At 68.6% G+C, this 19,718-nt stretch carries 18 protein-coding genes; 9 read left to right on the top strand and 9 right to left on the bottom strand.

The genetic code is table 11. The features are described from left to right. Nucleotides 1-56 precede the first annotated feature (56 nt). On the top strand, nucleotides 57-623 hold the full coding sequence (locus HOV77_RS08330) for a CGNR zinc finger domain-containing protein (protein WP_290859889.1): 567 nt from the start codon (nucleotides 57-59) through the stop codon (nucleotides 621-623). Between the two features lie 281 nt (nucleotides 624-904). Here HOV77_RS08330 and HOV77_RS08335 read toward each other — a convergent pair whose 3' ends face one another. The 4 genes from HOV77_RS08335 to HOV77_RS08350 are packed head-to-tail and all read right to left on the bottom strand — an operon-like array spanning nucleotide 905 to nucleotide 5,278. Then, the gene (locus HOV77_RS08335; protein ID WP_290859891.1) at nucleotides 905-2,197 is read right to left on the bottom strand and encodes a D-arabinono-1,4-lactone oxidase; all 1,293 of its coding nucleotides are present in this window, start codon (nucleotides 2,195-2,197) and stop codon (nucleotides 905-907) included. Further along, nucleotides 2,194-3,405: an amino acid deaminase/aldolase gene (locus tag HOV77_RS08340; protein ID WP_290859893.1), complete on the bottom strand. Its 1,212-nt coding sequence runs from the start codon at nucleotides 3,403-3,405 to the stop codon at nucleotides 2,194-2,196. The genes HOV77_RS08335 and HOV77_RS08340 overlap by 4 nt, the downstream gene beginning before the upstream one ends. Next, nucleotides 3,402-4,667: an MFS transporter gene (locus HOV77_RS08345; protein WP_290859895.1), complete on the bottom strand. Its 1,266-nt coding sequence runs from the start codon at nucleotides 4,665-4,667 to the stop codon at nucleotides 3,402-3,404. Before HOV77_RS08345 ends, HOV77_RS08340 begins: the two co-directional genes overlap by 4 nt. Beyond that, nucleotides 4,664-5,278: a TetR family transcriptional regulator gene (locus HOV77_RS08350; protein ID WP_290859897.1), complete on the bottom strand. Its 615-nt coding sequence runs from the start codon at nucleotides 5,276-5,278 to the stop codon at nucleotides 4,664-4,666. The genes HOV77_RS08345 and HOV77_RS08350 overlap by 4 nt, the downstream gene beginning before the upstream one ends. Before the next feature lie 203 nt (nucleotides 5,279-5,481). On the opposite strand from HOV77_RS08350, the gene glpK reads away from it, so the two are divergent. Continuing rightward, the gene (glpK, locus tag HOV77_RS08355) at nucleotides 5,482-6,966 is read left to right on the top strand and encodes a glycerol kinase GlpK (RefSeq protein ID WP_290859899.1); all 1,485 of its coding nucleotides are present in this window, start codon (nucleotides 5,482-5,484) and stop codon (nucleotides 6,964-6,966) included. A gap of 45 nt (nucleotides 6,967-7,011) precedes the next feature. On the opposite strand, the gene HOV77_RS08360 is transcribed toward glpK, so the two are convergent. The 3 genes from HOV77_RS08360 to HOV77_RS08370 form a co-directional block, all read right to left on the bottom strand. Then, complete coding sequence (locus HOV77_RS08360) at nucleotides 7,012-7,974, bottom strand: carbohydrate ABC transporter permease (protein WP_290859905.1); 963 nt, start codon at nucleotides 7,972-7,974, stop codon at nucleotides 7,012-7,014. Then, the gene (locus HOV77_RS08365) at nucleotides 7,971-8,957 is read right to left on the bottom strand and encodes a sugar ABC transporter permease (protein ID WP_290859910.1); all 987 of its coding nucleotides are present in this window, start codon (nucleotides 8,955-8,957) and stop codon (nucleotides 7,971-7,973) included. The genes HOV77_RS08360 and HOV77_RS08365 overlap by 4 nt, the downstream gene beginning before the upstream one ends. A 117-nt stretch (nucleotides 8,958-9,074) precedes the next feature. After that, nucleotides 9,075-10,418 (bottom strand): ABC transporter substrate-binding protein, encoded by a 1,344-nt coding sequence (locus HOV77_RS08370; RefSeq protein ID WP_290859912.1) that lies wholly within the window; start codon nucleotides 10,416-10,418, stop codon nucleotides 9,075-9,077. Between the two features lie 201 nt (nucleotides 10,419-10,619). On the opposite strand from HOV77_RS08370, the gene HOV77_RS08375 reads away from it, so the two are divergent. Together HOV77_RS08375 and HOV77_RS08380 are read left to right on the top strand one after the other, a co-directional pair. After that, the gene (locus HOV77_RS08375) at nucleotides 10,620-11,411 is read left to right on the top strand and encodes a trans-aconitate 2-methyltransferase (RefSeq protein WP_290859915.1); all 792 of its coding nucleotides are present in this window, start codon (nucleotides 10,620-10,622) and stop codon (nucleotides 11,409-11,411) included. Nucleotides 11,412-11,455: 44 nt separating this feature from the next. Further along, nucleotides 11,456-12,466, top strand: coding sequence for an adenosine deaminase (locus HOV77_RS08380; RefSeq protein ID WP_290859917.1), 1,011 nt, complete (start codon nucleotides 11,456-11,458; stop codon nucleotides 12,464-12,466). Here HOV77_RS08380 and HOV77_RS08385 read toward each other — a convergent pair. Then, the gene (locus HOV77_RS08385; RefSeq protein WP_290859919.1) at nucleotides 12,452-12,919 is read right to left on the bottom strand and encodes a type II toxin-antitoxin system PemK/MazF family toxin; all 468 of its coding nucleotides are present in this window, start codon (nucleotides 12,917-12,919) and stop codon (nucleotides 12,452-12,454) included. The genes HOV77_RS08380 and HOV77_RS08385 overlap by 15 nt on opposite strands. A 28-nt stretch (nucleotides 12,920-12,947) precedes the next feature. Next, nucleotides 12,948-13,892, bottom strand: coding sequence for a serine hydrolase (locus HOV77_RS08390; protein ID WP_290859921.1), 945 nt, complete (start codon nucleotides 13,890-13,892; stop codon nucleotides 12,948-12,950). Between the two features lie 191 nt (nucleotides 13,893-14,083). On the opposite strand from HOV77_RS08390, the gene thrS reads away from it, so the two are divergent. From thrS to HOV77_RS08415, 5 genes are all read left to right on the top strand, one after another. Beyond that, nucleotides 14,084-16,123, top strand: a complete 2,040-nt coding sequence (gene thrS, locus HOV77_RS08395) for a threonine--tRNA ligase (protein ID WP_290859923.1) — start codon at nucleotides 14,084-14,086, stop codon at nucleotides 16,121-16,123. A gap of 39 nt (nucleotides 16,124-16,162) precedes the next feature. Then, the gene (locus HOV77_RS08400; RefSeq protein WP_290859925.1) at nucleotides 16,163-17,341 is read left to right on the top strand and encodes a Gfo/Idh/MocA family oxidoreductase; all 1,179 of its coding nucleotides are present in this window, start codon (nucleotides 16,163-16,165) and stop codon (nucleotides 17,339-17,341) included. 87 nt (nucleotides 17,342-17,428) lie between these two features. Beyond that, nucleotides 17,429-17,887, top strand: coding sequence for an HIT domain-containing protein (locus HOV77_RS08405; RefSeq protein ID WP_290860010.1), 459 nt, complete (start codon nucleotides 17,429-17,431; stop codon nucleotides 17,885-17,887). 68 nt (nucleotides 17,888-17,955) lie between these two features. Next, entirely contained in the window at nucleotides 17,956-18,678 is a 723-nt protein-coding gene (locus HOV77_RS08410; protein WP_290859927.1) for a VOC family protein, read from the top strand. 184 nt (nucleotides 18,679-18,862) lie between these two features. Then, nucleotides 18,863-19,663: a polysaccharide deacetylase family protein gene (locus tag HOV77_RS08415; protein ID WP_290859931.1), complete on the top strand. Its 801-nt coding sequence runs from the start codon at nucleotides 18,863-18,865 to the stop codon at nucleotides 19,661-19,663. Nucleotides 19,664-19,718 lie beyond the last annotated feature (55 nt).

Genomic DNA, 19,718 nt, shown 5'->3' on the forward strand with positions numbered 1-19,718 from the left:
AGAGCTAACCGGTAGAGTACGTTTTAGAGGTTAGTGGTTGACTAAGGGGTAGAGCAATGCCTGTCATGGTCGACGGTCTGCGGATGCCCGCCATCGTCGCCGGAGACGTGGCGCTCGAGATCTGCAACACCCGCGCGGCCTGGTCCGGCGGTGAAGAGACCCACGAATACCTGCACAGCTACCAGCATGTCGCGGTGTGGGCTCGCCATGCGGGATTGCTGCCCGATCTGGCGACCGCCGACGCCGCCGAGGGAGAGCGGGTGCTGGACCGCGTCCTGGAGTTCCGCCGGGCGTACTACCTCGCGCTGACCGACGGCGACGCCGACTGGGCGTTGCTGTCGCGATATGTCCGCGACTACGGCCCCGGCCTGCACGCTGGGACCGACTCGGTGGCCGACTGGGATTACGGGGACGACGCGGAGCGCCCGTTGCGTGCGATCGTCCACCGGGCCGCGCAGTTGCTCGCCTCGCCCCACAGCCACGAAGTACGCGCCTGCGCCGGGATCGGCTGCGGTTGGCTGTTCCACGATCCGCGGGGACGGCGGCGGTGGTGCGTCATGGCCGTGTGCGGGAACCGGGCCAAGGCGGCTCGGCACGCCGCCGCGCATCGCCCGTCCGCCTGACACCTCACACCGCCCGCTGCGCGCCCCGCCCTGCGCGCCCCCCCCGCTGCGCGCCCGTGGGCGGCCCTGGGCGACCCGCCCGTTGGCGCTGGATCAGGGATCACGGCCGAATCATGGTCCAAGATTCGACCCGGATCCCTGATCCAGCGCTGAAGGCGGGAGCGCGGCGCGCGCCGAGCCCGGCTGGGCGGGTTGCCTGCAAATCACGGTTACGCAGGCCAAACCGGCCTCGGGAAGCATGCGTAACCGTGATCTGCAGCCGAAAAGCGAAAGCCGGAAGGTCAGGGGCCGAGGACGCGGGACAGGTAGGCGTTGGCGAACACCCGGTCGGGGTCGAGTTTCTCCCGGGCCGCGAGGAAGTCGCCGAACCGCGGGTACAGCGACGCGAAGTCGGACGAGTCCCGGTAGTGGATCTTGCCCCAGTGCGGCCGGCCGCCGTGCGTACGGAAGATCTGCTCGACCGCCCGGAAGTACTCGTGGTGGTCTTCCTTGTAGTAGCGGTGGACCGCGATGTATCCGGTCCGGCGCCCGTACGCCGTCGACAGCCAGATGTCGTCGGGAGCGGCGACGCGTACTTCGAGGGGGAAGGAGATCCGCCAGTTCTTGCGGGCGATCAGCTCCTCGATCTCCCGGACGGCGTGCGGGATCGCCTCGACCGGGAGGGCGTACTCCATCTCGCGGAAGCGGACGCGGCGGACGGTGGTGAAGACCGAGGTCGAGACGTCGGTGAAGGTGCGGTCGCCGGTCAGGTGCGAGGCCAGCCGGTTGATCGACGGAATCGCCGCCGGGAGGGCCCGGCCGACGCCGCAGACCCAGGAGAAGACGGTGTTGGACATGAACTCGTCGTCGACCCACCGCTTGAATCCGCCCAGCGGCGCGCTCTCCGAGGACGCGGGCAGACGGGTGTTGGTCTTCGTCAACGCGGTCGTCGTATGCGGGAACCAGTAGAACTCGAAGTGATCGGGTGCGGCCGAGCGCTCCAGAAACGACTCGAGTACGCCCGCCAGCGGCTCGGGCTGCTCGACCGCCGAGAGCTTGAACGCCGGTACGCATTGCACCGTGATGTCCACGAGTACGCCGAGAGCACCGAGCCCGAGGCGGGCGGCACTGAACAGTTCGTGCGAGGAGTCGATCCGCAGGGTCTCCCCGGTCGCGGTGACGAGGGTGACCGCCACGATCTGGGTCGCGAGCCCGCCGAACGCCGCGCCGGTGCCGTGCGTACCGGTCGAGGTGGCTCCGGCGATCGTCTGGGCGTCGATGTCGCCGAGGTTCTGCATCGCCAGCCCGTGCGGGGCCAGCAACGCCGGAACCTCGTGCAGATGCGTACCGGCGGCGAGGGTGACCTGCTGAAGCTCCGGATCGACCCCCAGGAGACCGCTGAGCCGGGACAAGTTCAGCTGTACGCCGTCAGCGACGGCGATCCCGGTGAAGCTGTGTCCCGCGCCGATCGGCTTGACCGTCAGCCCGTCCCGGCGGGCGTCGGCGATCGCGGTGGCCACCTCGTCCGGCGACGCCGGAGTGACGACGCGGACAGGGTTGGCGGACTCCGACCGACCCCAGTTGTGCCAAGTCACAGGAACACCTTTCCTTCGCCGCGATACGTCGGCACCGAGCCCACGACCGTCTGTCCGTCCACGATGTACAACTCGTCGACGTGTTCGCAGATCTCGCCGGCCTTGGTATGCCGCAGCCAGACCCGGTCGCCGACCCGCAGTGAGCGAGCGGCCGCACCGACTACCGGCGTCTGCACCTCGCCGGCCGCTTCCCGGGCCACATAGGACAGCCCGGTCGGCCACACGATCTGGGGCAGCCGATCCGGTCCGGGCGGGCCCGACGCGATCCAGCCGCCGCCGAGCAACGTCACCCGGTCCGGGGCGGGACGGCGTACGACGCTCAGGGCGAACGCGGCGGCCGGGGCCGGCGTGAAGTGCGCGTAATTGTCGAACAGATGCGGACCGAGCAGCCCAGATCCGGCGGTCACCTCGGTGACGGACGGGTCGGACGCGGTCGCCTCCAGGCTTCCGGTGCCGCCGCCGTTGACGAACTCCAGCTCGGCCAGCTCGCGGACGGCGGCGACGGCGGCGGTCCGCCGTTCGATCAGCTCCGCCATCGATCGCTTCTGGACGGTCCGCAGTAGACGGCCCATGAGCGGCTTGCCGCGCGGCGCGTTTCCCAGCCCGGCGATCTGCGCCTCGTAGCCCATCATCCCGACGAGGGTGAAGCCGGGCCGCCGGACGATCTCGCGGGCCAGGGCGGCCGCCTCGGGCGCCTGCCGGATGGGCGACCGCCAAACGCCGACGTGCCCCAACAGGCGCGATCGGTAGGACGAGTCGAGCTCCATGCATACCCGGAACGGTTCACGGTGCGGCACGACGGAGTCGATGAAGTCCAGCTGCTCCACCGAGTCGACCATCAAAGTCACGCGCGTGGCCAGTTCCGGCGACACCGCCAGCTCCGCGAGCGCCGCGCGGTCCGCCGTGGGATAGCCGACGACCACGTCCTCGATGGTGCCCGCCAGCCACATCGCCTCCGGCAGCGTGTAAGCGAGCACGCCCCGATACTGCGGCAGGGCCAGCAGGCTCGCGATCAGCTCACGGCTGCGGATGCTCTTGCTCGCCACCCGAATAGGAGTATGCCCAGCGCGGCGGACCATGTCCTGTGCGTTGTGCCGCAGCGCTCCCAGATGGACAGTCCCAAAAGGAGGGTCCAACTCGGCGGTCGCCTTGTCGACCTCCGCCCAGCCCACGGGCAGGTGCGCTGCGGGCAACGACAGGTCGATCATTTGACGCCTTTCACGGGTGCGACGCAGAGGGCGCCGACGAGCGAGGTGAGCCCGGCGATGAGGTAGAGCACCCCGAACCCGCCCGCGTACGCGACGATGGCCGCGCCGACCAGCGGAGCGACCGCCTGCGGCACGGTCGTCGCGATGTTCATGATGCCGAGGTCCTTGCCGTGCGTCGCCGGGTCGGGCAGCACCTGCGTCGCCAGGGCCTGGTCGACGGACAGGAAACAGCCGTAACCGAGCCCCAGCAGCCCGGCCCCCACGGTGGCGACGGTCAGGTTCGGGAAGACGGCCAGCAGGATGGCGGCCAGGGCCTGGCTGGCCGACGCCGTGATCACGAAGATCTTGCGGCGGCCCAGGCGGTCGGACAACCGGCCCAGGTAGAGCGAGGCGGCGATCACGAAGAACATGTAGATCACCGAAAGCAGCAGCAGGGAGCCGTCCGGATCGGCCGCGTGCACGTGGTACTTCAGGAAGTACAGCAGGAGCGTGGTGCCGAATGCGTTGCCGAGGTTCACCAGAATCCGGCTGAGGAGGGTCCAGCCGAAATCGGGATGCTGCTTCGGGGAAACCCAGAAGCCGGCGAGCAAGCCGCGCAGGCTGAAGCGTTGCTTGTCACTCTGGCGGAGCGCTGCGTCAGGCGTACCAAGGAGAAAAGGAAGGACCAGCGCGACGAGCAAGACGGCGACGGTCGTATAGCCCCGGACCCGGCCCGTGAAGATGGTCGTGACCAGCAGCAGGCCGAGGATCGTGCCGATGGCCTGCGGTGCGGAGATCCAGCCGGAGACGAAGCCGCGCTGGCCCACGGGCACTTGGTCGGAGATGGTCGCGGTCAGCGCGGCCGTGAGCACGCAGAAGCCGATGAGCGCGAGCGTCCACCAGATGCCGACCGCGACGACGCCGGTTTGCGTGCCGAGAACCACCAGCGACACCGCGAACAGCAGCGTGCCGATGGCGATCCACGGACGGCGACGGCCGAACCGTGACGTCGTGCGGTCGGAGAGCGCCCCGGTCAACGGGTACGCGACCAGGGCGAACAACCCGGCGACGCCGGAGATGACGCCGAACGCCATGACGCTGCCGACCCAGTCGGAGGCCGGGCGTTGCGCCTCGACCTGCTCGGGCAGCAGCAATTGGACGGGCGTCAGCTGAGCCATCCAGATGCCCAGCCAGGCCAGGCCGAACAGGCCGACCCAGCGGCCGGTGACCGGCTTGGCGGGTTCGGCGAAGGCAGCGGGTCTTTCGGCGAGCATTTCGCTCATGCCGGCTCCGAAGTGTCGAGAGGGTCCGCGAGCGCGGCGATCGCGTCCGCGGCGAAGTCGATGATCGGCTGAGTGGCCGCGCGGTCGCGATGAACCAGCCAGCCGAGGGTGAGCCCGTCGGTCAGGGTGACGACGATCCGGGCGATCTCGCTCGCCGGGCGGCTCCAGGTACGCCCGGTCAGCTGAGCGGCCGCTGCCACGATCCCTTCGGCCGCCTTGTAGTAACTCGCGTACTGGGCCTTTGCGGCTTCCCGCAGTTCCTCCGTACGCAGCGCGTACAGGGAGAGTTCGAACATCGCCTGTTCCCGGGCGGGGTCGGCGGCGACCAACTCGACGAAGCCTTCCAGGCCTCGTTTGATCGTCTCCCGCAGGTCGCGCCCGGGCGCGAGGGTCTGCTCCGCCGCCAGGCTCTCGTGCTCCACGACGTACGGGATGAGCTCGGCGATCAGTTCGTCCCGGGACCGGAAGGCGTAGTGGAAGCTGGCCAGCGACATGCCCGCCTCGGCGGTGATCGCACGAGTCGTTGCGGCCGCCACCCCGTCGGCGGCGATCACGCGCAGCGCCGCCTGGATCAGCGCGGCTCGCCGCTCGGTCACCGCCATCCTGGGCATACGGCACTTCCTCCGTAGTGGGTCAACTGACCCAGTCGTGTGACCTAGAACTATGGCACGCGTCACGCTCCTTGTCCACGGCGCTTTTCGGTTTGGCGCGAGTGCTTAGGTGCTGGATCAGGGTTCTGGGCCGAATCTTGGGCGAAATACGACCGAGAACCCTGATCCAGCGCCCAAGGGGTTGGGTGCACTAACCTCATCGCGTGCGGTATGTCGCAGCCATCGATCAGGGCACAACCTCGTCCCGGTGCATCGTCTTCGACGCCGAGGGGCAGGTCGTCGCCGTCGACCAGCACGAGCACGAGCAGATCTTCCCGCAGCCGGGCTGGGTCGAGCACGATCCGGAGGAGATCTGGGCCAACGTACGCCGGGTCGTCAGCGGCGCATTGGACCGCGCCGGGCTGACCCGGTCGGACCTCGACGCCGTCGGGATCACGAACCAACGCGAGACGACCGTCGTCTGGGACAAGCAGACCGGCCGTCCGGTGCACAACGCGATCGTCTGGCAGGACACGCGTACGGACACTCTGCTGCGCGAATTCGGCGAGCCGGAGGTGTTCCGGGCGCAGACCGGGCTGCCGCTGGCGACGTACTTCGCCGGGCCGAAGCTGCGCTGGCTGCTCGATCACGTGCCCGGACTACGGGCGCGCGCCGAGGCGGGGGAGGTGCTCTTCGGCACGGTCGACTCCTGGCTCATCTGGAATCTGACCGGCGGCCCGAAGGGCGGCCGTCATCTGACCGACGTCACCAACGCCAGCCGTACGCTGCTGATGAATCTCGCGACGCTCGACTGGGACGACGACATCGTCAAGGCGATGGGCATCCCGCGCGCGATGCTCCCCGAGATCCGCCCGTCCGTCGAGGTCTACGGCGAGGCCCGGGGGGAACTGGCGGGCGTACCGGTGGCGGCGGCGCTCGGCGATCAGCAGGCGGCCCTGTTCGGCCAGACCTGCTTCTCGCCCGGCGAGGCGAAATGCACCTACGGCACCGGCAGCTTCCTGCTGCTCAACACCGGCACCCGGCCGGTCGCCTCGACCCATGGGCTGCTCACGACGGTCGGCTATCAGATCGGCACCGGGCCGGCCGCGTACGCGCTGGAAGGGTCGATCGCAGTCACCGGCTCGCTGGTGCAATGGCTGCGCGACAACCTCGGCCTCATCCGGTCCGCCGACGAGATCGAGACGCTCGCGGCGAGCGTGCCCGACAACGGCGGCTGCTATCTGGTCCCGGCCTTCGCCGGCCTCTTCGCGCCGCACTGGCGCTCGGACGCGCGTGGGGTCCTCGCGGGACTCACCGGCTACGTCACCAAGGGCCACATCGCCCGCGCCGTGCTCGAGGCCACCGCCTGGCAGACCCGCGAGGTCGTCGACGCGATGCTCCAGGACTGGGAGGGCGACGGCCTCGCGCAACTGCGGGTCGACGGTGGCATGACCGCCAACAACCTGCTCATGCAGTTCCAGTCCGACGTGCTCGACGTGGAGGTGGTCCGGCCCGCGGTCGCGGAGACGACCAGCCTCGGCGCGGCGTACGGCGCGGGGCTCGCGGTGGGGTATTGGCCCGACCTCGCGACCCTCCGGGCACAGTGGACGGTCTCGGCCCGCTGGACTCCCGCGATGACCTCAGGGGTACGCGAAAAGGAGCTGACCCAGTGGCGTAAAGCGGTGCAGCGGACTCTCGGCTGGGTCTGACACCCTGTCCCGCCCCTCGGCTGGGAGCGGGACAGGGCCGGTAGGTCAGCCCTTGACGGAGCCCGCGAGCAGGCCGCGGACGAAGTAGCGCTGCAACGACAGGAACACGATCAGCGGGATCACGATCGAGATGAACGCGCCCGAGGTGAGGCGCTGCCATTCGTTGCCGCGCGTACCCGCCATCTCGGCCAGGCGGACGGTCAGCGGCGCGGTGCGCTGATTGCCCCCGGCGAAGATCAGCGCGACGAGCAGGTCGTTCCAGACCCAGAGGAACTGGAAGATCGCGAAGCTCGCCAGTGCCGGGACGATCAGCGGCAGCACCACGCTGCGGAAGATCTTCGGATGGCTGGCCCCGTCGACCTTGGCCGCCTCGATCAGGTCGCGCGGCAGGTCGGCCATGAAGTTGTGCAGCAGGAAGATGCCGAGGGGCAGGGCGAAGCAGGTGTGGGCGAACCAGACCTGGATGAACTTGTCCGGCCCCTGCAGGTCCCACGCGGGCAGGATCGTGACGCCGCCAAGGCTGACGCCCCGGCTGAAGAAGCTCAGCAGCGGCACGAGCGCCATCTGCAGCGGCACGATCTGCAACGCGAAGATGCCGATGTAGATCCAGTCCCGCCCCTTGAAGTTCAACCAGGCCAGGGCGTACGCCGCGAGGCTGCAGAAGAAGACCGGGAACAGCACCGAGGGAATGGTGATCACGATGGAGTTGATGAAGTAGCTGGCCAGCCGCCCGTTGACGTTGGACGTGCCGAACAACACCTCCTGGTAGTTCTCCAGGGTGAAGCTGGGGTTGGTGAAGAAGTTCCACCACCCGTCGCCCTTGATGTCGTTCTCCGGGCGGAACGAGGAGATGAACAGGCCGAACGTCGGGACCGTCCACAGCAGAGCAATGAGGATCGAGACGACGGTGGCCGTGCGGCTGGTCAGCCTCTTGCCGACGCGCTTGGCGACCCCGCCGGGCGCGACCTCGGTTTCGCCGGTGACGACGGCTGGCGGTACGACGGTCATCGGATCTCCCTCTGCTGGCGGAGGTTGCGGATCTGGTAGATCACGATCGGCGTGACGAGCAGGAAGAGGAAGACGGCCAGCGTCGAGCCTCGTCCGGTGTTGTCGAACGGGAACGCCCAGTTGTACATGTCGTACGCCAGGACGCTGGTCCCGAAGTTGCCGCCGGTCATCGCGCGGACGATGTCGAAGACCTTGAGGGTCGCGATCGTGATGGTGACCAGCACGACGATGAGGGCCGGGCGGATGCTGGGCACGGTGACCCGCCAGAACATCTGCCACGGCGTCACACCGTCCAATCGGGCCGCCTCGACGATCTCGGCCGGGATGGCCTTGATGGCCGCGGACAGCACGACCATCGCGAAGCCGGCTTGGATCCAGATCAGCACGACGATCAGGAACAGTGTGTTCCAGGGTCCCTTGAGCAGCCACTGCTGCGGGGTGCCGCCGAGCCACACGACGAGCTGATTGAGCAGGCCGAGCTGCTTCTCGTCTTCGGGCCGGTACTCGTAGATGAACTTCCAGATGATGCCCGCGCCGACGAACGAGATCGCCATCGGCATGAAGATCAGCGACTTGGCGAAGGCCTCACCGCGCGAGCGGTCCACGAGTACGGAGTAGATCAGTCCGACCGCGGTCGACACGGTCGGGACCAGCAGCACCCAGAGCAGCGTGTTCAACAGGGTGTGCCGGGACTCGGGTTCGGTGAACATCCAGATGTAGTTCTCGAACCCGGCGAACTTGTTGGTGCCGGGGTGGGCGATGTCCGGCTTGGTGAACGAGAGGATGAACGTCCGGATCGCCGGGATGACCAGGCCTATGGTGAGCAGCGCGCCGGCCGGGAACAGGAAGGTCAGCGCGATCCAGCGTTCCTTGCGCATCGGCAGCTTGTCGAGGACGAACAACAGCACGCCGACCACGGCCAGGAAGGCGATGACGCCATAGAGCAGCTCTAAGAGTTTCGGAGGTTCGTTGCTGAAATCCATCTGATCTCCCGGTGTGCCCTACGGGGCCGGTGGGCGGCCGGAGCCCCCTCCGAGGGGGACGGAGCTCCGGCTGGTGTCGATGTCGTCACGGCCACGGCGGGCGCCGCGGCCCCAGGATCACTTGGGCCAGCTGTTCTCGATGTAGTCCAGCGTGTCCTTGGTGCTCTTGCCGTTGATCCAGTCGGTCATGCCCTTCCAGAACGAACCCGCGCCGACCGCGGCCGGCATGAGGTCCGAGCCGTCGAAGCGGAAGACCGTCGAGGAGTCCTTCAGGATCTCGACCGACTTCTTGTCGATCGGGTTGGCGACGTTCGCGATGTCCAGGCCCTTGTTCGCGGAGACCCAGTTGCCCAGCTTCGCCCGCGAGTTCGCGTGGTCGGCGCTGGCCAGGTAGGTCTGGAAGGCCTGTACCTCGGGCCGGTCGTCGAAGACCGCGGTGAACTCGCCCGCGCCCAGCACCGGCTTCTTCGACGGGTCGACCGCCGGGAAGTAGAACGCGAAGACGTCGCCGTCCTCGCCGACCTTCGTGCCCTGCGGCCACTGGTTGGCGTAGAACGACGCCTGCCGGTGCAGCGCGCACTTGCCCTGCGTGATCGGCGTACCGCCGGCCTGGAACGAGGTGGTCGCGATGGACTTCACGCCGCCGAGGCCGCCGTTGACGTACTTGTCGTTCTTCAGGATCGAGCCGACCTTGTCGACCGCCGAGGCGATCTTCGGGTCGTTGAACGGGATGCTGTGCGACACCCACTGGTCGTAGACGTCCGGACCCTGGTCACGCAGGAGGACGTCCTCGATCCAGTCGGTGGCCGGCCAGCCGGTCGCGCTGCCGGACTCGATGCCCGCGCACCACGGCTTGATACCCGTGGCGGCGATCTTGTCGCTCAGCGAGATCAGCTCGTCCCACGAGGTGGGGATGGTCCAGCCCTTGTCCTTGAACATCTTCGGCGAGTACCAGACGAACGACTTCACGTTCGAGCCCAGCGGCGCGCCGTAGAGCTTGCCGTCCACCGTCGCGTACTTCAGCCAGTCGGCCGAGTAGTTCTGCTTGGCCATCGTCTGGGTCTTGTCGCCGGCTGGCTTCAGGTTGCCCGCCTTGGCGAGCTTCTCCAGCAGACCGGGCTGCGGGATGAACGCGATGTCGGGCGCGTTGCCACCCTGTACGCGTACCTGGAGCTGGGCTTCGAAGTCGCCGTTGCCCTCATAGTCGATCTTGACGCCGGTGCAGTCGGCCCACTGCTTCCAGGACTGCTGGAGCAGGTCGGCTTCGGCGTCGCGGATCGACGTGTAGACGCTGACGGTCTTTCCGGCGATCCCTGTGTAGTCCTTGAATGCCGCACATTCCGGCTTGTCTAGATTGTCGCTGGACTTCTCGCCGGAGCTGCACGCCGCGAGTCCGCCGCCGAGCGTGAGCCCGGCCGCCGCGACGAGCGCCACGAATGAACGCCGCCTGGCTGATGCCATGGACATCTCCTTCTCACCCTGCTGGGTTCTTGCACGACCTGATCGGATCATGCAATCCCTTACCGTCGGTTTACGTCTAGAGGCGGGCCGTAGCGGGCTTCGTAACGATTCGGAAACCCACTCGTGAGGCCCTCGTGACCTCGGTTATCGTTTAACAAGACGGACGTACGGTTTTCTGAATACTGCGTGGGAGCGTGCACGATGTGGGACCCCAAGGTGTATCAGCGGTATGGAGACGAACGGTCTCGCCCATTTTATGATCTTCTGGCACGTGTTGGGGCTGAAGCGCCTGCCCACATCGTGGACCTTGGCTGCGGTCCTGGCAACTTGACGGCTTCGCTGGCCGAGCGCTGGCCGGACGCCCGGATCGAGGGCATCGACTCGTCAGCCGACATGATCGACTCGGCCGCTGAGCTGCCGGAAGCGCGTACGGGACGGGTCGGGTTCGCCGTCGGCGACGTGTCCACCTGGACCCCGCCCGCCGACGTGGACCTGATCGTCGCCAACGCGCTGCTCCAGTGGGTGCCCGGCCATCGGCAGCTGGTGCGCGGCTGGGCCGACGGCGTACGCCCGGGCACTTGGCTCGCCTTCCAGGTGCCGGGCAACTTCGACGCGCCGTCGCATCAGCTGCTGCGCGAGCTGGCGGCCAGCCCCGAGTGGGCCGGGCAGATCGCCGGGCTGCGCGACTCCGGAGCGGGCTGGGACCCCGCCGAGTACGCCGGAGACCTGCTCGAAGCGGGCTGTGACGTCGACGCGTGGGAGACGACGTACCTGCATCTGCTGCCCGCTTCCTCCAGTACGCCGCATCCGGTGCTCGCCTGGATGGAGGGCACCGCGTTGCGCCCGGCCAAGGCCGCACTCGCCGACCGGCCGCAGGACTGGGCGCGGTTCCGCGATCAGCTGGCCGACCGGTTGGCCAAGGCGTACCCGGTGCGGCACGGAGTCGTGGCGTTCCCGTTCCGCCGGATCTTCGTCGTCGGGCGCAAGCGGTGACGGCGCTGCCCGGCTCGGCTCGGCCCGCCGCCTATGATCACTCGATGCAGGAGTTCATCGCCGGTCTACCCAAGGCCGAGCTGCACGTGCACCATGTCGGCTCAGCGTCGCCGCAGACCGTCGCCGCGCTGGCCGCCCGGCATGAGGGCACTTCACCGGTGCCGGCCGATCCCGACAAGCTGGCCGAGTACTTCACCTTCACCGACTTCGCCCACTTCGTGCAGGTCTATCTCAGTGTCGTCGACCTGATCCGGGACGCCGAGGACGTGCGTACGCTGACCGCCGGGATCGCCGCCGACCTGGCCGGCCAGAACGTCCGGTACGCCGAGCTGACTGTCACGCCGTGGTCGAGCGTCCGGCGCGGGATCCCCGCCGAGGCGTTCTGCGAGGCGATCGAGGACGTCCGGCTGATGGCCGCCCGTGACCTGGGACTCCAATTGCGCTGGGTGTTCGACATCCCCGGCGAGGCCGGGCTGGAGGCGGCCGAGAACACCCTGCGGATCGCCCTGGACCAGCGTCCGGACGGGCTGATCAGCTTCGGCCTCGGCGGACCGGAGATCGGCGTGCCCCGGCCGCAGTTCAAGCCCTACTTCGACGCCGCGCGCGCGGCCGGACTGCACTCGGTCCCGCACGCGGGGGAGACGAGTGACGCGCAGAGCATGTGGGATGCCATCCACGAGCTCGGCGCGGAGCGCATCGGGCACGGCATCCGCGCAGTGCAGGACCCGGAGCTCGTCGCGTACCTGGCCGAGCACGGGATTCCGCTGGAGGTGTGCCCCACGTCGAACGTCTGCACCCGGGCCGTCGCCTCGCTCGACGAACACCCGTTGCCACAGCTCGTCGCGGCCGGGGTGCCGGTGAGCATCAACACCGACGACCCGCCCATGTTCTCGACCTGGCTCAACAAGGAGTACGCCGTCGCCGCCGACCTGCTCGGTCTCGACGAGCGGGGAGTCTCCGACCTCGCCCGGGCGGCGGTACGCCAGTCGTTCGCGTCGGACGCGGAGAAGTCCGCGCTGCTAGCCGAGATCGAGGCGTACTCAGACGCCGTGTAGGCGGCGTACCTTCTGCCAGATCTTGGCGTCGAGCGTCCCGGCCCGGTCCTGGAAGCCGCCCAGCGGCACCCGGATCGGGCCGGTCAGGTCCAGCCAGCTGTCGTGATCCGCGTCCGGATCCCAGGTACGCGTCGGGATTACGACGTGATCGTTGCGGTCCGACTGGTCCTGGCTGGTGATCTTGAGTACCTCGCGGTCCCGGGCGCCGCCCCGGAGAACCAGGCACGGGCGTACTTTGTGGCCGGTTCCGTCCTCATAGGGCACATCAGCCCACCAGATCTCACCTGGTTGCGGGCCGCCCGCCGGAGTGGTGCTTCGCTTGGGTGGGGCGGGTTTCGGGCCGCGGCTCGGCTTGACGGGCCGCTGCGGCCGCTTCTCCGGCCGAGTGACAAGACGCGTGACGATCACGACGGCGGCGACGAGAGCGACGGCCAGCAGCACCCACCAGATCATGGCGAGACTGTATGCCACACGTGCGGCGTCACGCTTGGACGGTCAGTTGCTCCAGCAGCTGGCTGGTGACCTCCCGGCACACCTTCTCCCCGTACGCCTGCCCGTAGCCGACCGGGTAACGGGTGAGGATTGCGAGGACGATCTGCTCGCCGCCGGCGGTCGAGGTCCACTCGGCCAGGCAGTTGAGGTTCCACAGGCCGGTACGGGCGTGGTCGGTCCAGCCGTTCTTGATCGCCGGGTCGGCCTGCGGGTCGACTTCGCCGAGCACCTCGGCGATGCCGAAGGCGTTGCCGGGCGAGACGTTGCGCATGAGGTCGTCGACGAGCCAGGCCACCAGCTCGGAGGTCTTGGCCCGGTCGAGGATCTCCCGCATCATCCGGGTGGCGTCGAGCGCGGTGATCTGCGTCTTGGACCACCAGGACTCGGTGATCGAGGTGCCGCTGAGCCCGCATTCGTCGATCGCCCGCTGGATGACCTTGTCTGCGCCCCGGCGCAGGTAGAGCGTCTGCGCCGCGGAGTCGTCGGAGTTCTTGATCATCTTGGTGATCAGCGCCTTGTCGGCGTCGCTCAGCGGCTTGCCCGACGCTTCGACGCCGGCCAGATAGTCGGTCCCGATCCAGGCTTTGATCATGGACTCGGTGTTGTTCGTCTGCTTGGCGGCGTTCGCGGAGCCGTAGCTGTCGCCGGTGGTCAGATTCACCCACTGCCAGGCGTACCAGGTGTCCTCGTCGGTCTGGACCCGGACGACGGGCGTGGTCTTCTTCGCCGGAGCGGCCGCGGTGGCGGCGCTCGACGACGACGGTGTGGGAGTCGCGGACGAGCTGGTCGCGGCCGGGGACGGGCTGGCGGCGTTGCCGCCGGACTGCGCGCTGAAGATGCCGACGCCGCCGACCGCGGACGCTGCGATGCCGCCGGCGAGGATGCCCATCAGGCGTCGACGGCTCAGCTGAGGGCGGCGAGTCGTGTCCTCCATGACCTCGACCATGACGGGTCAACCTGTGAAGGACCTGACAATCGTGCTCGCCGCGTGGCACACCTCACTGCGCGCGGCCGGACGGGGCGGCGGGCGCGGCCCACGGGTGGGCCGAGACAGCGTGGCGATAGCATGACCCGGGCCGGAATGTCCGGTCTGACGAGCGTCCGAAACTACTCGAGGAGCACACCGTGAGCGCAGCGCCCGCACCCGCCGCCGGCCAGACCGGAGACGCCGTCGTCACCGTGGCCGCCGGGACGACGGCCGCCGCCGCGGTGGCCGCCGCCGGACTGCCGGTGCACGGCCCGAAGGCGATCGTCGTCGTCCGCGACGCCGAGGGCACCCTGCGAGACCTGGACTGGACCCCGGCCACCGACGTCGAGGTGCAGGCGGTCCCGATCGACTCGCCGGACGGCCTGAACGTGCTGCGGCACTCCACCGCGCATGTCGTGGCGCAGGCGGTGCAAGACGTCTTCCCCGAGGCCAAGCTCGGCATCGGCCCGCCCATCGAAAACGGCTTCTACTACGACTTCCAGGTGCCCAAGCCGTTCCACCCCGAGGACCTGGCCAAGATCGAGACCCGGGCGCAGGAGATCATCAAGCAGGGCCAGATCTTCAAGCGCCGCCGGTTCGACTCGCTGGAGCAGGCCAAGTCGGAGCTGAAGGACGAGCCGTTCAAGCTCGAACTCGTCGACGTCAAGGGCGATGTGGACCCCGACGTCATGGAGGTCGGCGGCGGCGAGCTGACGATCTACGAGAACTTCGATCCCAAGTCGGGCGACCGTTGCTGGGGCGATCTGTGCCGGGGTCCGCACCTGCCCAGCACCCGCCTGATCGCCGCGTTCAAGATCATGCGCAGTGCGGCGGCGTACTGGCGGGGCGACGAGAAGAACCCGCAGCTCCAGCGGATCTACGGCACCGCTTGGCCGACCCGGGACGCGCTCAAGGCGTACCTCACCTTCTTGGAAGAGGCGGCCAAGCGCGATCACCGCAAGATCGGCGCGGACCTGGACCTGTTCTCCTTCCCGGACGAGATCGGGTCGGGGCTCGCGGTCTTCCACCCGAAGGGCGGCATCATCCGCCGCGAGCTGGAGGCCTACTCGCGCAAGCGCCACGAGGAGTCCGGCTACGAGTTCGTGAACACGCCGCACATCACCAAGGCGCAGCTGTTCGAGACCTCCGGCCACCTGCCGTACTACGCGGACACGATGTTCCCGCCGATGCAGCTCGAAGGCGCGGAGTACTACCTCAAGGCCATGAACTGCCCGATGCACAACCTGATCTTCTCGGCGCGCGGGCGGTCCTACCGGGAGCTTCCGCTGCGCTTCTTCGAGTTCGGCACGGTGTATCGGTACGAGAAGTCCGGCGTGGTCCACGGCTTGACCCGCGTACGCGGCCTGACCCAGGACGACTCGCACATCTACTGCACCAAGGAGCAGATGCCGGGCGAGCTCACGACGCTGCTGGAGTTCGTGCTGAACCTGCTCCGCGACTACGGGCTCGACGACTTCTACCTGGAACTGTCCACTCGCGACGACTCGCCGAAGTTCATCGGGGCCGACGAGGACTGGGCGGAGGCGACCGCCGCGCTGGAGACCGCCGCGCGCAACTCCGGCCTGGAGCTCGTGCCCGACCCGGGTGGCGCGGCGTTCTACGGCCCCAAGATCAGCGTGCAGGCCCGCGACGCCATCGGGCGTACCTGGCAGATGTCGACGATCCAGGTCGACTTCAACCAGCCGGCCCGGTTCGGGTTGGAGTATCAGGCCGCCGACGGCACCCGTCAGCGCCCCGTCATGATCCATCGCGCGCTGTTCGGCTCGATCGAGCGCTTCTTCGGCGTGCTCACCGAGCACTACGCCGGTGCGTTCCCCGCTTGGCTCGCTCCGGTGCAGGTGATCGGCATCCCGATCCGATCCGATTCGGGCGACGGCCCGGACCATGTCGCGTACCTGCGCGACTTCGCGGCTCAGCTGAAGGCGCGCGGACTGCGGGCCGAGGTCGACGCCTCGGACGACCGGATGCAGAAGAAGATCCGCAACGCGCAGGGGCAGAAGATCCCGTTCATGGTGATCGCGGGCGATCAGGACGTGGCCGACGGCACCGTCTCGTTCCGCTTCCGCGACGGGTCGCAGCGCAACGGCGTACCGATCCCCGAGGCCGTCCAGCACGTCGAGGAGTTCGTGCGGTCGCGGGTCAACACCGCTCCGACCGCCGCCGCCCCGGTCGAATAGCCGGTTGACGCGACCGATCCGATATGTGATCTTGGCCGGATGGAAGACGTTCGACTGGGATTCATCGGATTCGGCCTGCGGAAGAGTCTCGCGACGGCCGCTCACCACCCGGGTTCGGGTTCCCGGGTGGTGGCGGTCGCGGACACCGACCCCGTCGCTCGGGAGACGGCCGCCTCGCTGATCGAGGGAGTCGACACCGTCGCGGATTACCGCACACTGCTCGACCGGTCCGACGTCGACGCGATCGTCATCATGACCCCCGACCACACCCACCTGCGTGTGGCCACCGACGTGCTCGAGGCGGGCAAGGCGGCGTACGTGGAGAAGCCGCTCGGCATCACCGTCGAGGAGTGCGACTCGATCCTCGCGACGGCCCACCGCACCGGCACCCGGCTCTACGTCGGCCACAACATGCGGCACATGGGCGTGGTCAGGCTGATGCGCGACATCATCGCCCGCGGGGACATCGGCCAGGTCCAGACCATCTGGGTACGCCATTTCGTCGGCCACGGCGGCGACTTCTATTTCAAGGACTGGCACGCCCAGCGGGCGAACACGACCTCCCTGCTGCTGCAGAAGGCGGCCCACGACATCGACGTGCTGCACTGGCTGGCCAACGGGTACGCCCAGCGCGTGAGCGCCTTCGGTGACCTGCGCGTCTACAACCGGGTGACCGACCGCCTGGGGCCGGACGAGCCGAAGCACGACGACTGGTACGCCCCGGAGAAGCACTGGCCGCCGCTGGCCCAGTCCGGGATGCACCACGAGATCGACGTCGAGGACGTCTCAGTGGTGAACATGGTGCTCGACAACGGGGTGCTCGCGGCGTACCAGCAGTGTCATTTCACCCCGGACTACTGGCGCAACTACACCGTGATCGGCGACGCCGGGCGGCTGGAGAACTTCGGCGACGGCCCGGGTGGCGTGGTGAAGGTGTGGAACGCGAAGCGCTCCGGCTATCGCGCGGACGCCGACGCCGTGTACGACATCCCGGGAGCGACCCAGCTCCACGGCGGCGCGGACCCGCTCATCATGGCGGAGTTCTGCCGGTTCGCCCGGGACGGCGGGGCGACCGACACGTCCCCGGTCGCGGCTCGGATGAGCGTCGCCGCCGGTGTCTCCGCGACGGTCTCGCTGCGGGCGGGCGGGGTTCCGCAGGACGTCCCCGCGCTGGACCCGGCGCTGGCGGCGTACTACGCCAACGCTCAGGTCTGCTGAGCTCGGTAGCCGACCGGCCGATAGGCTGTCCACGTGGAACAGATCGGGGAGCCGGACGGGCTCGAACGGCTGTGGACCCCGTGGCGGATGGCGTACGTGCAGAGCGGCGACTCGTCGGCCGAGCCGGTGGGTTGCCCGTTCTGCGTCGCGCCGGACAACGACGTCCACGGTCTCGTGGTGGCGCGCGGCGACCTCGTGTACGCCGTCCTCAACCGGTTCCCGTACAACCCGGGTCACCTGCTGATCTGCCCGTACCGGCACGTCGCCGACTACACCGACATCGATGTGGCGGAGACCGCCGAGCTGGCGTCGTTCACGCAGACCGCGATGCGCGTGATCCGCAAGGTGTCCGCGCCGCACGGCTTCAACCTGGGCATCAACCAGGGTGGAGTGGCGGGGGCCGGCATCGCCGGGCACTTGCATCAGCACGTCGTCCCGCGGTGGGGCGGCGACGCCAACTTCATGCCGGTGATCGGGCGGACCAAGGCGCTGCCGCAGCTGCTCACCGACACCCGGGACCTGCTGTCGGCCGCCTGGCCCGCTTGACCGACTCGGCTCGGTGGCTCCGGTCGCTCACGACGCGATGGCTTGCTTGAGTGTCACACCCTGCGGGTATGCAGAGTGACGTGATCGGAAAACTGAGCGAGATCGTCATCGACACCCCCGACGTGGTCGGGTTGTCCGCCTTCTATCGCGACCTGGCCGGGTTCGAGGTCGTCCGCACCGACGACGACTGGGTCACCACCACGTCGCCGGAGGGGTGGAAGGTCGCCTTCCAGCTGGCCCCGAATCTGGTGGCCCCACGCTGGCCGGATCCGGCGTACCCGCAGCAGATGCACCTCGACTTCGTCACCGCGGATCTTCCGGCGGCGATCGAGCGCGCCGAGCTTCTCGGCGCGACCCGTCTACCCGGCGGCGGCGAGACCTTCAGCGTGTTCGCCGATCCGAGCGGGCACCCGTTCTGCCTCAGCCGGCGCGACGGCGTCGACGGGGTCGGCCTCGCCGACGTCATGATCGACTCACCCGACGGAGCCACGCTGGCCCGCTTCTACGCCGAACTGCTGGGGATGAAATCGGCCTACGAGGGTCCCGAAGGAGCGATGATCTCGGCCGGCGGCCAGCCCGACGTCTGCTTCCAGAACGTCGCGTCCTACACCGCGCCCCGGTGGCCGGATCCGGCGTACCCGCAGCAGTATCACCTGGACGTCGAGGTGGCCGACGCCGACGAGGGGGAGCGCCAGGTCCTCGCGCTGGGAGCGACCCGGCTGCCCGGTGGCGGCGAGGATTTCCGGGTCTTCGCCGACCCGGTGGGACACCCGTTCTGTCTGGTGTGGTGAGCTCGCCGACCGGCTCGAATTGATCGGCCGTTCGTCGGTGATCATGCTGGTGATCACGGGTTTGCCCGGTCGGACAAGTTGATCGATTTTGTCGATCGGGTGGCAGAACGGGGCACCGGCACCGCACGATTTCCCATAAGGACGCGACTCGTATTCGCGATTCGCATCCGAACGGGGGGTCAGGGTGCCGGTTACACGCCGCAGCATGCTCGCCGGTGGCACAGTCGCCGCCGGTGTCACCGCCGTCGCCGCGACGGTTGGCCCACGGGTGCTGGGTCCGCATAGGTTGCCGCTCGACGGCGGGTACGCACCGGCGGGCAACCCGCTCGGCTGGAGCAGCCGGGGCTCGATCCAGTGCTTCTGGCACGTGCCGACCGAGGCTCCACTCGTCGCGCTGACCTTCGACGACGGGCCGATGCCGGACTGGACGCCACGGGTACTCGACACCCTCGACCGGCTCGACGTCTCGGCGACGTTCTTCCTGGTGGGCCGGCACCTCCGGGATCACGCCGACATCGTGGCGGGCGGCCGCTACGACGGGCACGAGGTCGGCAACCACACCTGGTCCCACGCCGACCTCGCGCAGCTCGACGCGGACGGCGTACTGCGGGAGCTCCAGGCCACCCACGACGAGATCGCGCTGCAGCTCGGCCGGGAACCGCGGCTGATGCGCCCGCCGTGGGGCCACGTCGGCGGCTCGACCCTCATCGTCGCCGACAAGCTCGGCTACGACGTCGCGATGTGGAGCCAGCTGGTCCCGGAGAAGCAGCACGTCGGCGACCCGGACGGCTTCGTGCGGCAGATCGTGGCCGACGCCCGGCCGGGCTCGATCATTCTCGCTCACGACGTCGGCGCGAAGAGCCGGCTGCTCATGGTGGAGAACCTAGCGGCCATCGTGCAGGGATTGAGGGCCAAGGGACTGCGGCCGGTGACCGTTTCCGAGCTGGTGGCGTCCGCGCACTCGGTGCGGGCCGACGTCCGGTGAGCCGTCCCGCCGTCTGGCGTGACCGATCCCGAGTGATCAGCGGAACAGGTGGCGG

The organism is Hamadaea sp. (assembly GCF_013362815.1).
Lineage (GTDB): Bacteria > Actinomycetota > Actinomycetes > Mycobacteriales > Micromonosporaceae > Hamadaea.

Bases quoted from the DNA above. Each gene is read 5' to 3' on its own strand.
- HOV77_RS08330 (WP_290859889.1), top strand. From the start codon at position 57: ATGCCTGTCATGGTCGACGGTCTGCGGATGCCCGCCATCGTCGCCGGA.
- HOV77_RS08340 (WP_290859893.1), bottom strand. From the start codon at position 3,405: ATGATCGACCTGTCGTTGCCCGCAGCGCACCTGCCCGTGGGCTGGGCG.
- HOV77_RS08345 (WP_290859895.1), bottom strand. From the start codon at position 4,667: ATGAGCGAAATGCTCGCCGAAAGACCCGCTGCCTTCGCCGAACCCGCC.
- HOV77_RS08350 (WP_290859897.1), bottom strand. From the start codon at position 5,278: ATGCCCAGGATGGCGGTGACCGAGCGGCGAGCCGCGCTGATCCAGGCG.
- HOV77_RS08360 (WP_290859905.1), bottom strand. From the start codon at position 7,974: ATGACCGTCGTACCGCCAGCCGTCGTCACCGGCGAAACCGAGGTCGCG.
- HOV77_RS08365 (WP_290859910.1), bottom strand. From the start codon at position 8,957: ATGGATTTCAGCAACGAACCTCCGAAACTCTTAGAGCTGCTCTATGGC.
- HOV77_RS08370 (WP_290859912.1), bottom strand. From the start codon at position 10,418: ATGGCATCAGCCAGGCGGCGTTCATTCGTGGCGCTCGTCGCGGCGGCC.
- HOV77_RS08375 (WP_290859915.1), top strand. From the start codon at position 10,620: ATGTGGGACCCCAAGGTGTATCAGCGGTATGGAGACGAACGGTCTCGC.
- HOV77_RS08380 (WP_290859917.1), top strand. From the start codon at position 11,456: ATGCAGGAGTTCATCGCCGGTCTACCCAAGGCCGAGCTGCACGTGCAC.
- HOV77_RS08385 (WP_290859919.1), bottom strand. From the start codon at position 12,919: ATGATCTGGTGGGTGCTGCTGGCCGTCGCTCTCGTCGCCGCCGTCGTG.
- HOV77_RS08390 (WP_290859921.1), bottom strand. From the start codon at position 13,892: ATGGAGGACACGACTCGCCGCCCTCAGCTGAGCCGTCGACGCCTGATG.
- HOV77_RS08400 (WP_290859925.1), top strand. From the start codon at position 16,163: ATGGAAGACGTTCGACTGGGATTCATCGGATTCGGCCTGCGGAAGAGT.
- HOV77_RS08405 (WP_290860010.1), top strand. From the start codon at position 17,429: ATGGCGTACGTGCAGAGCGGCGACTCGTCGGCCGAGCCGGTGGGTTGC.
- HOV77_RS08410 (WP_290859927.1), top strand. From the start codon at position 17,956: ATGCAGAGTGACGTGATCGGAAAACTGAGCGAGATCGTCATCGACACC.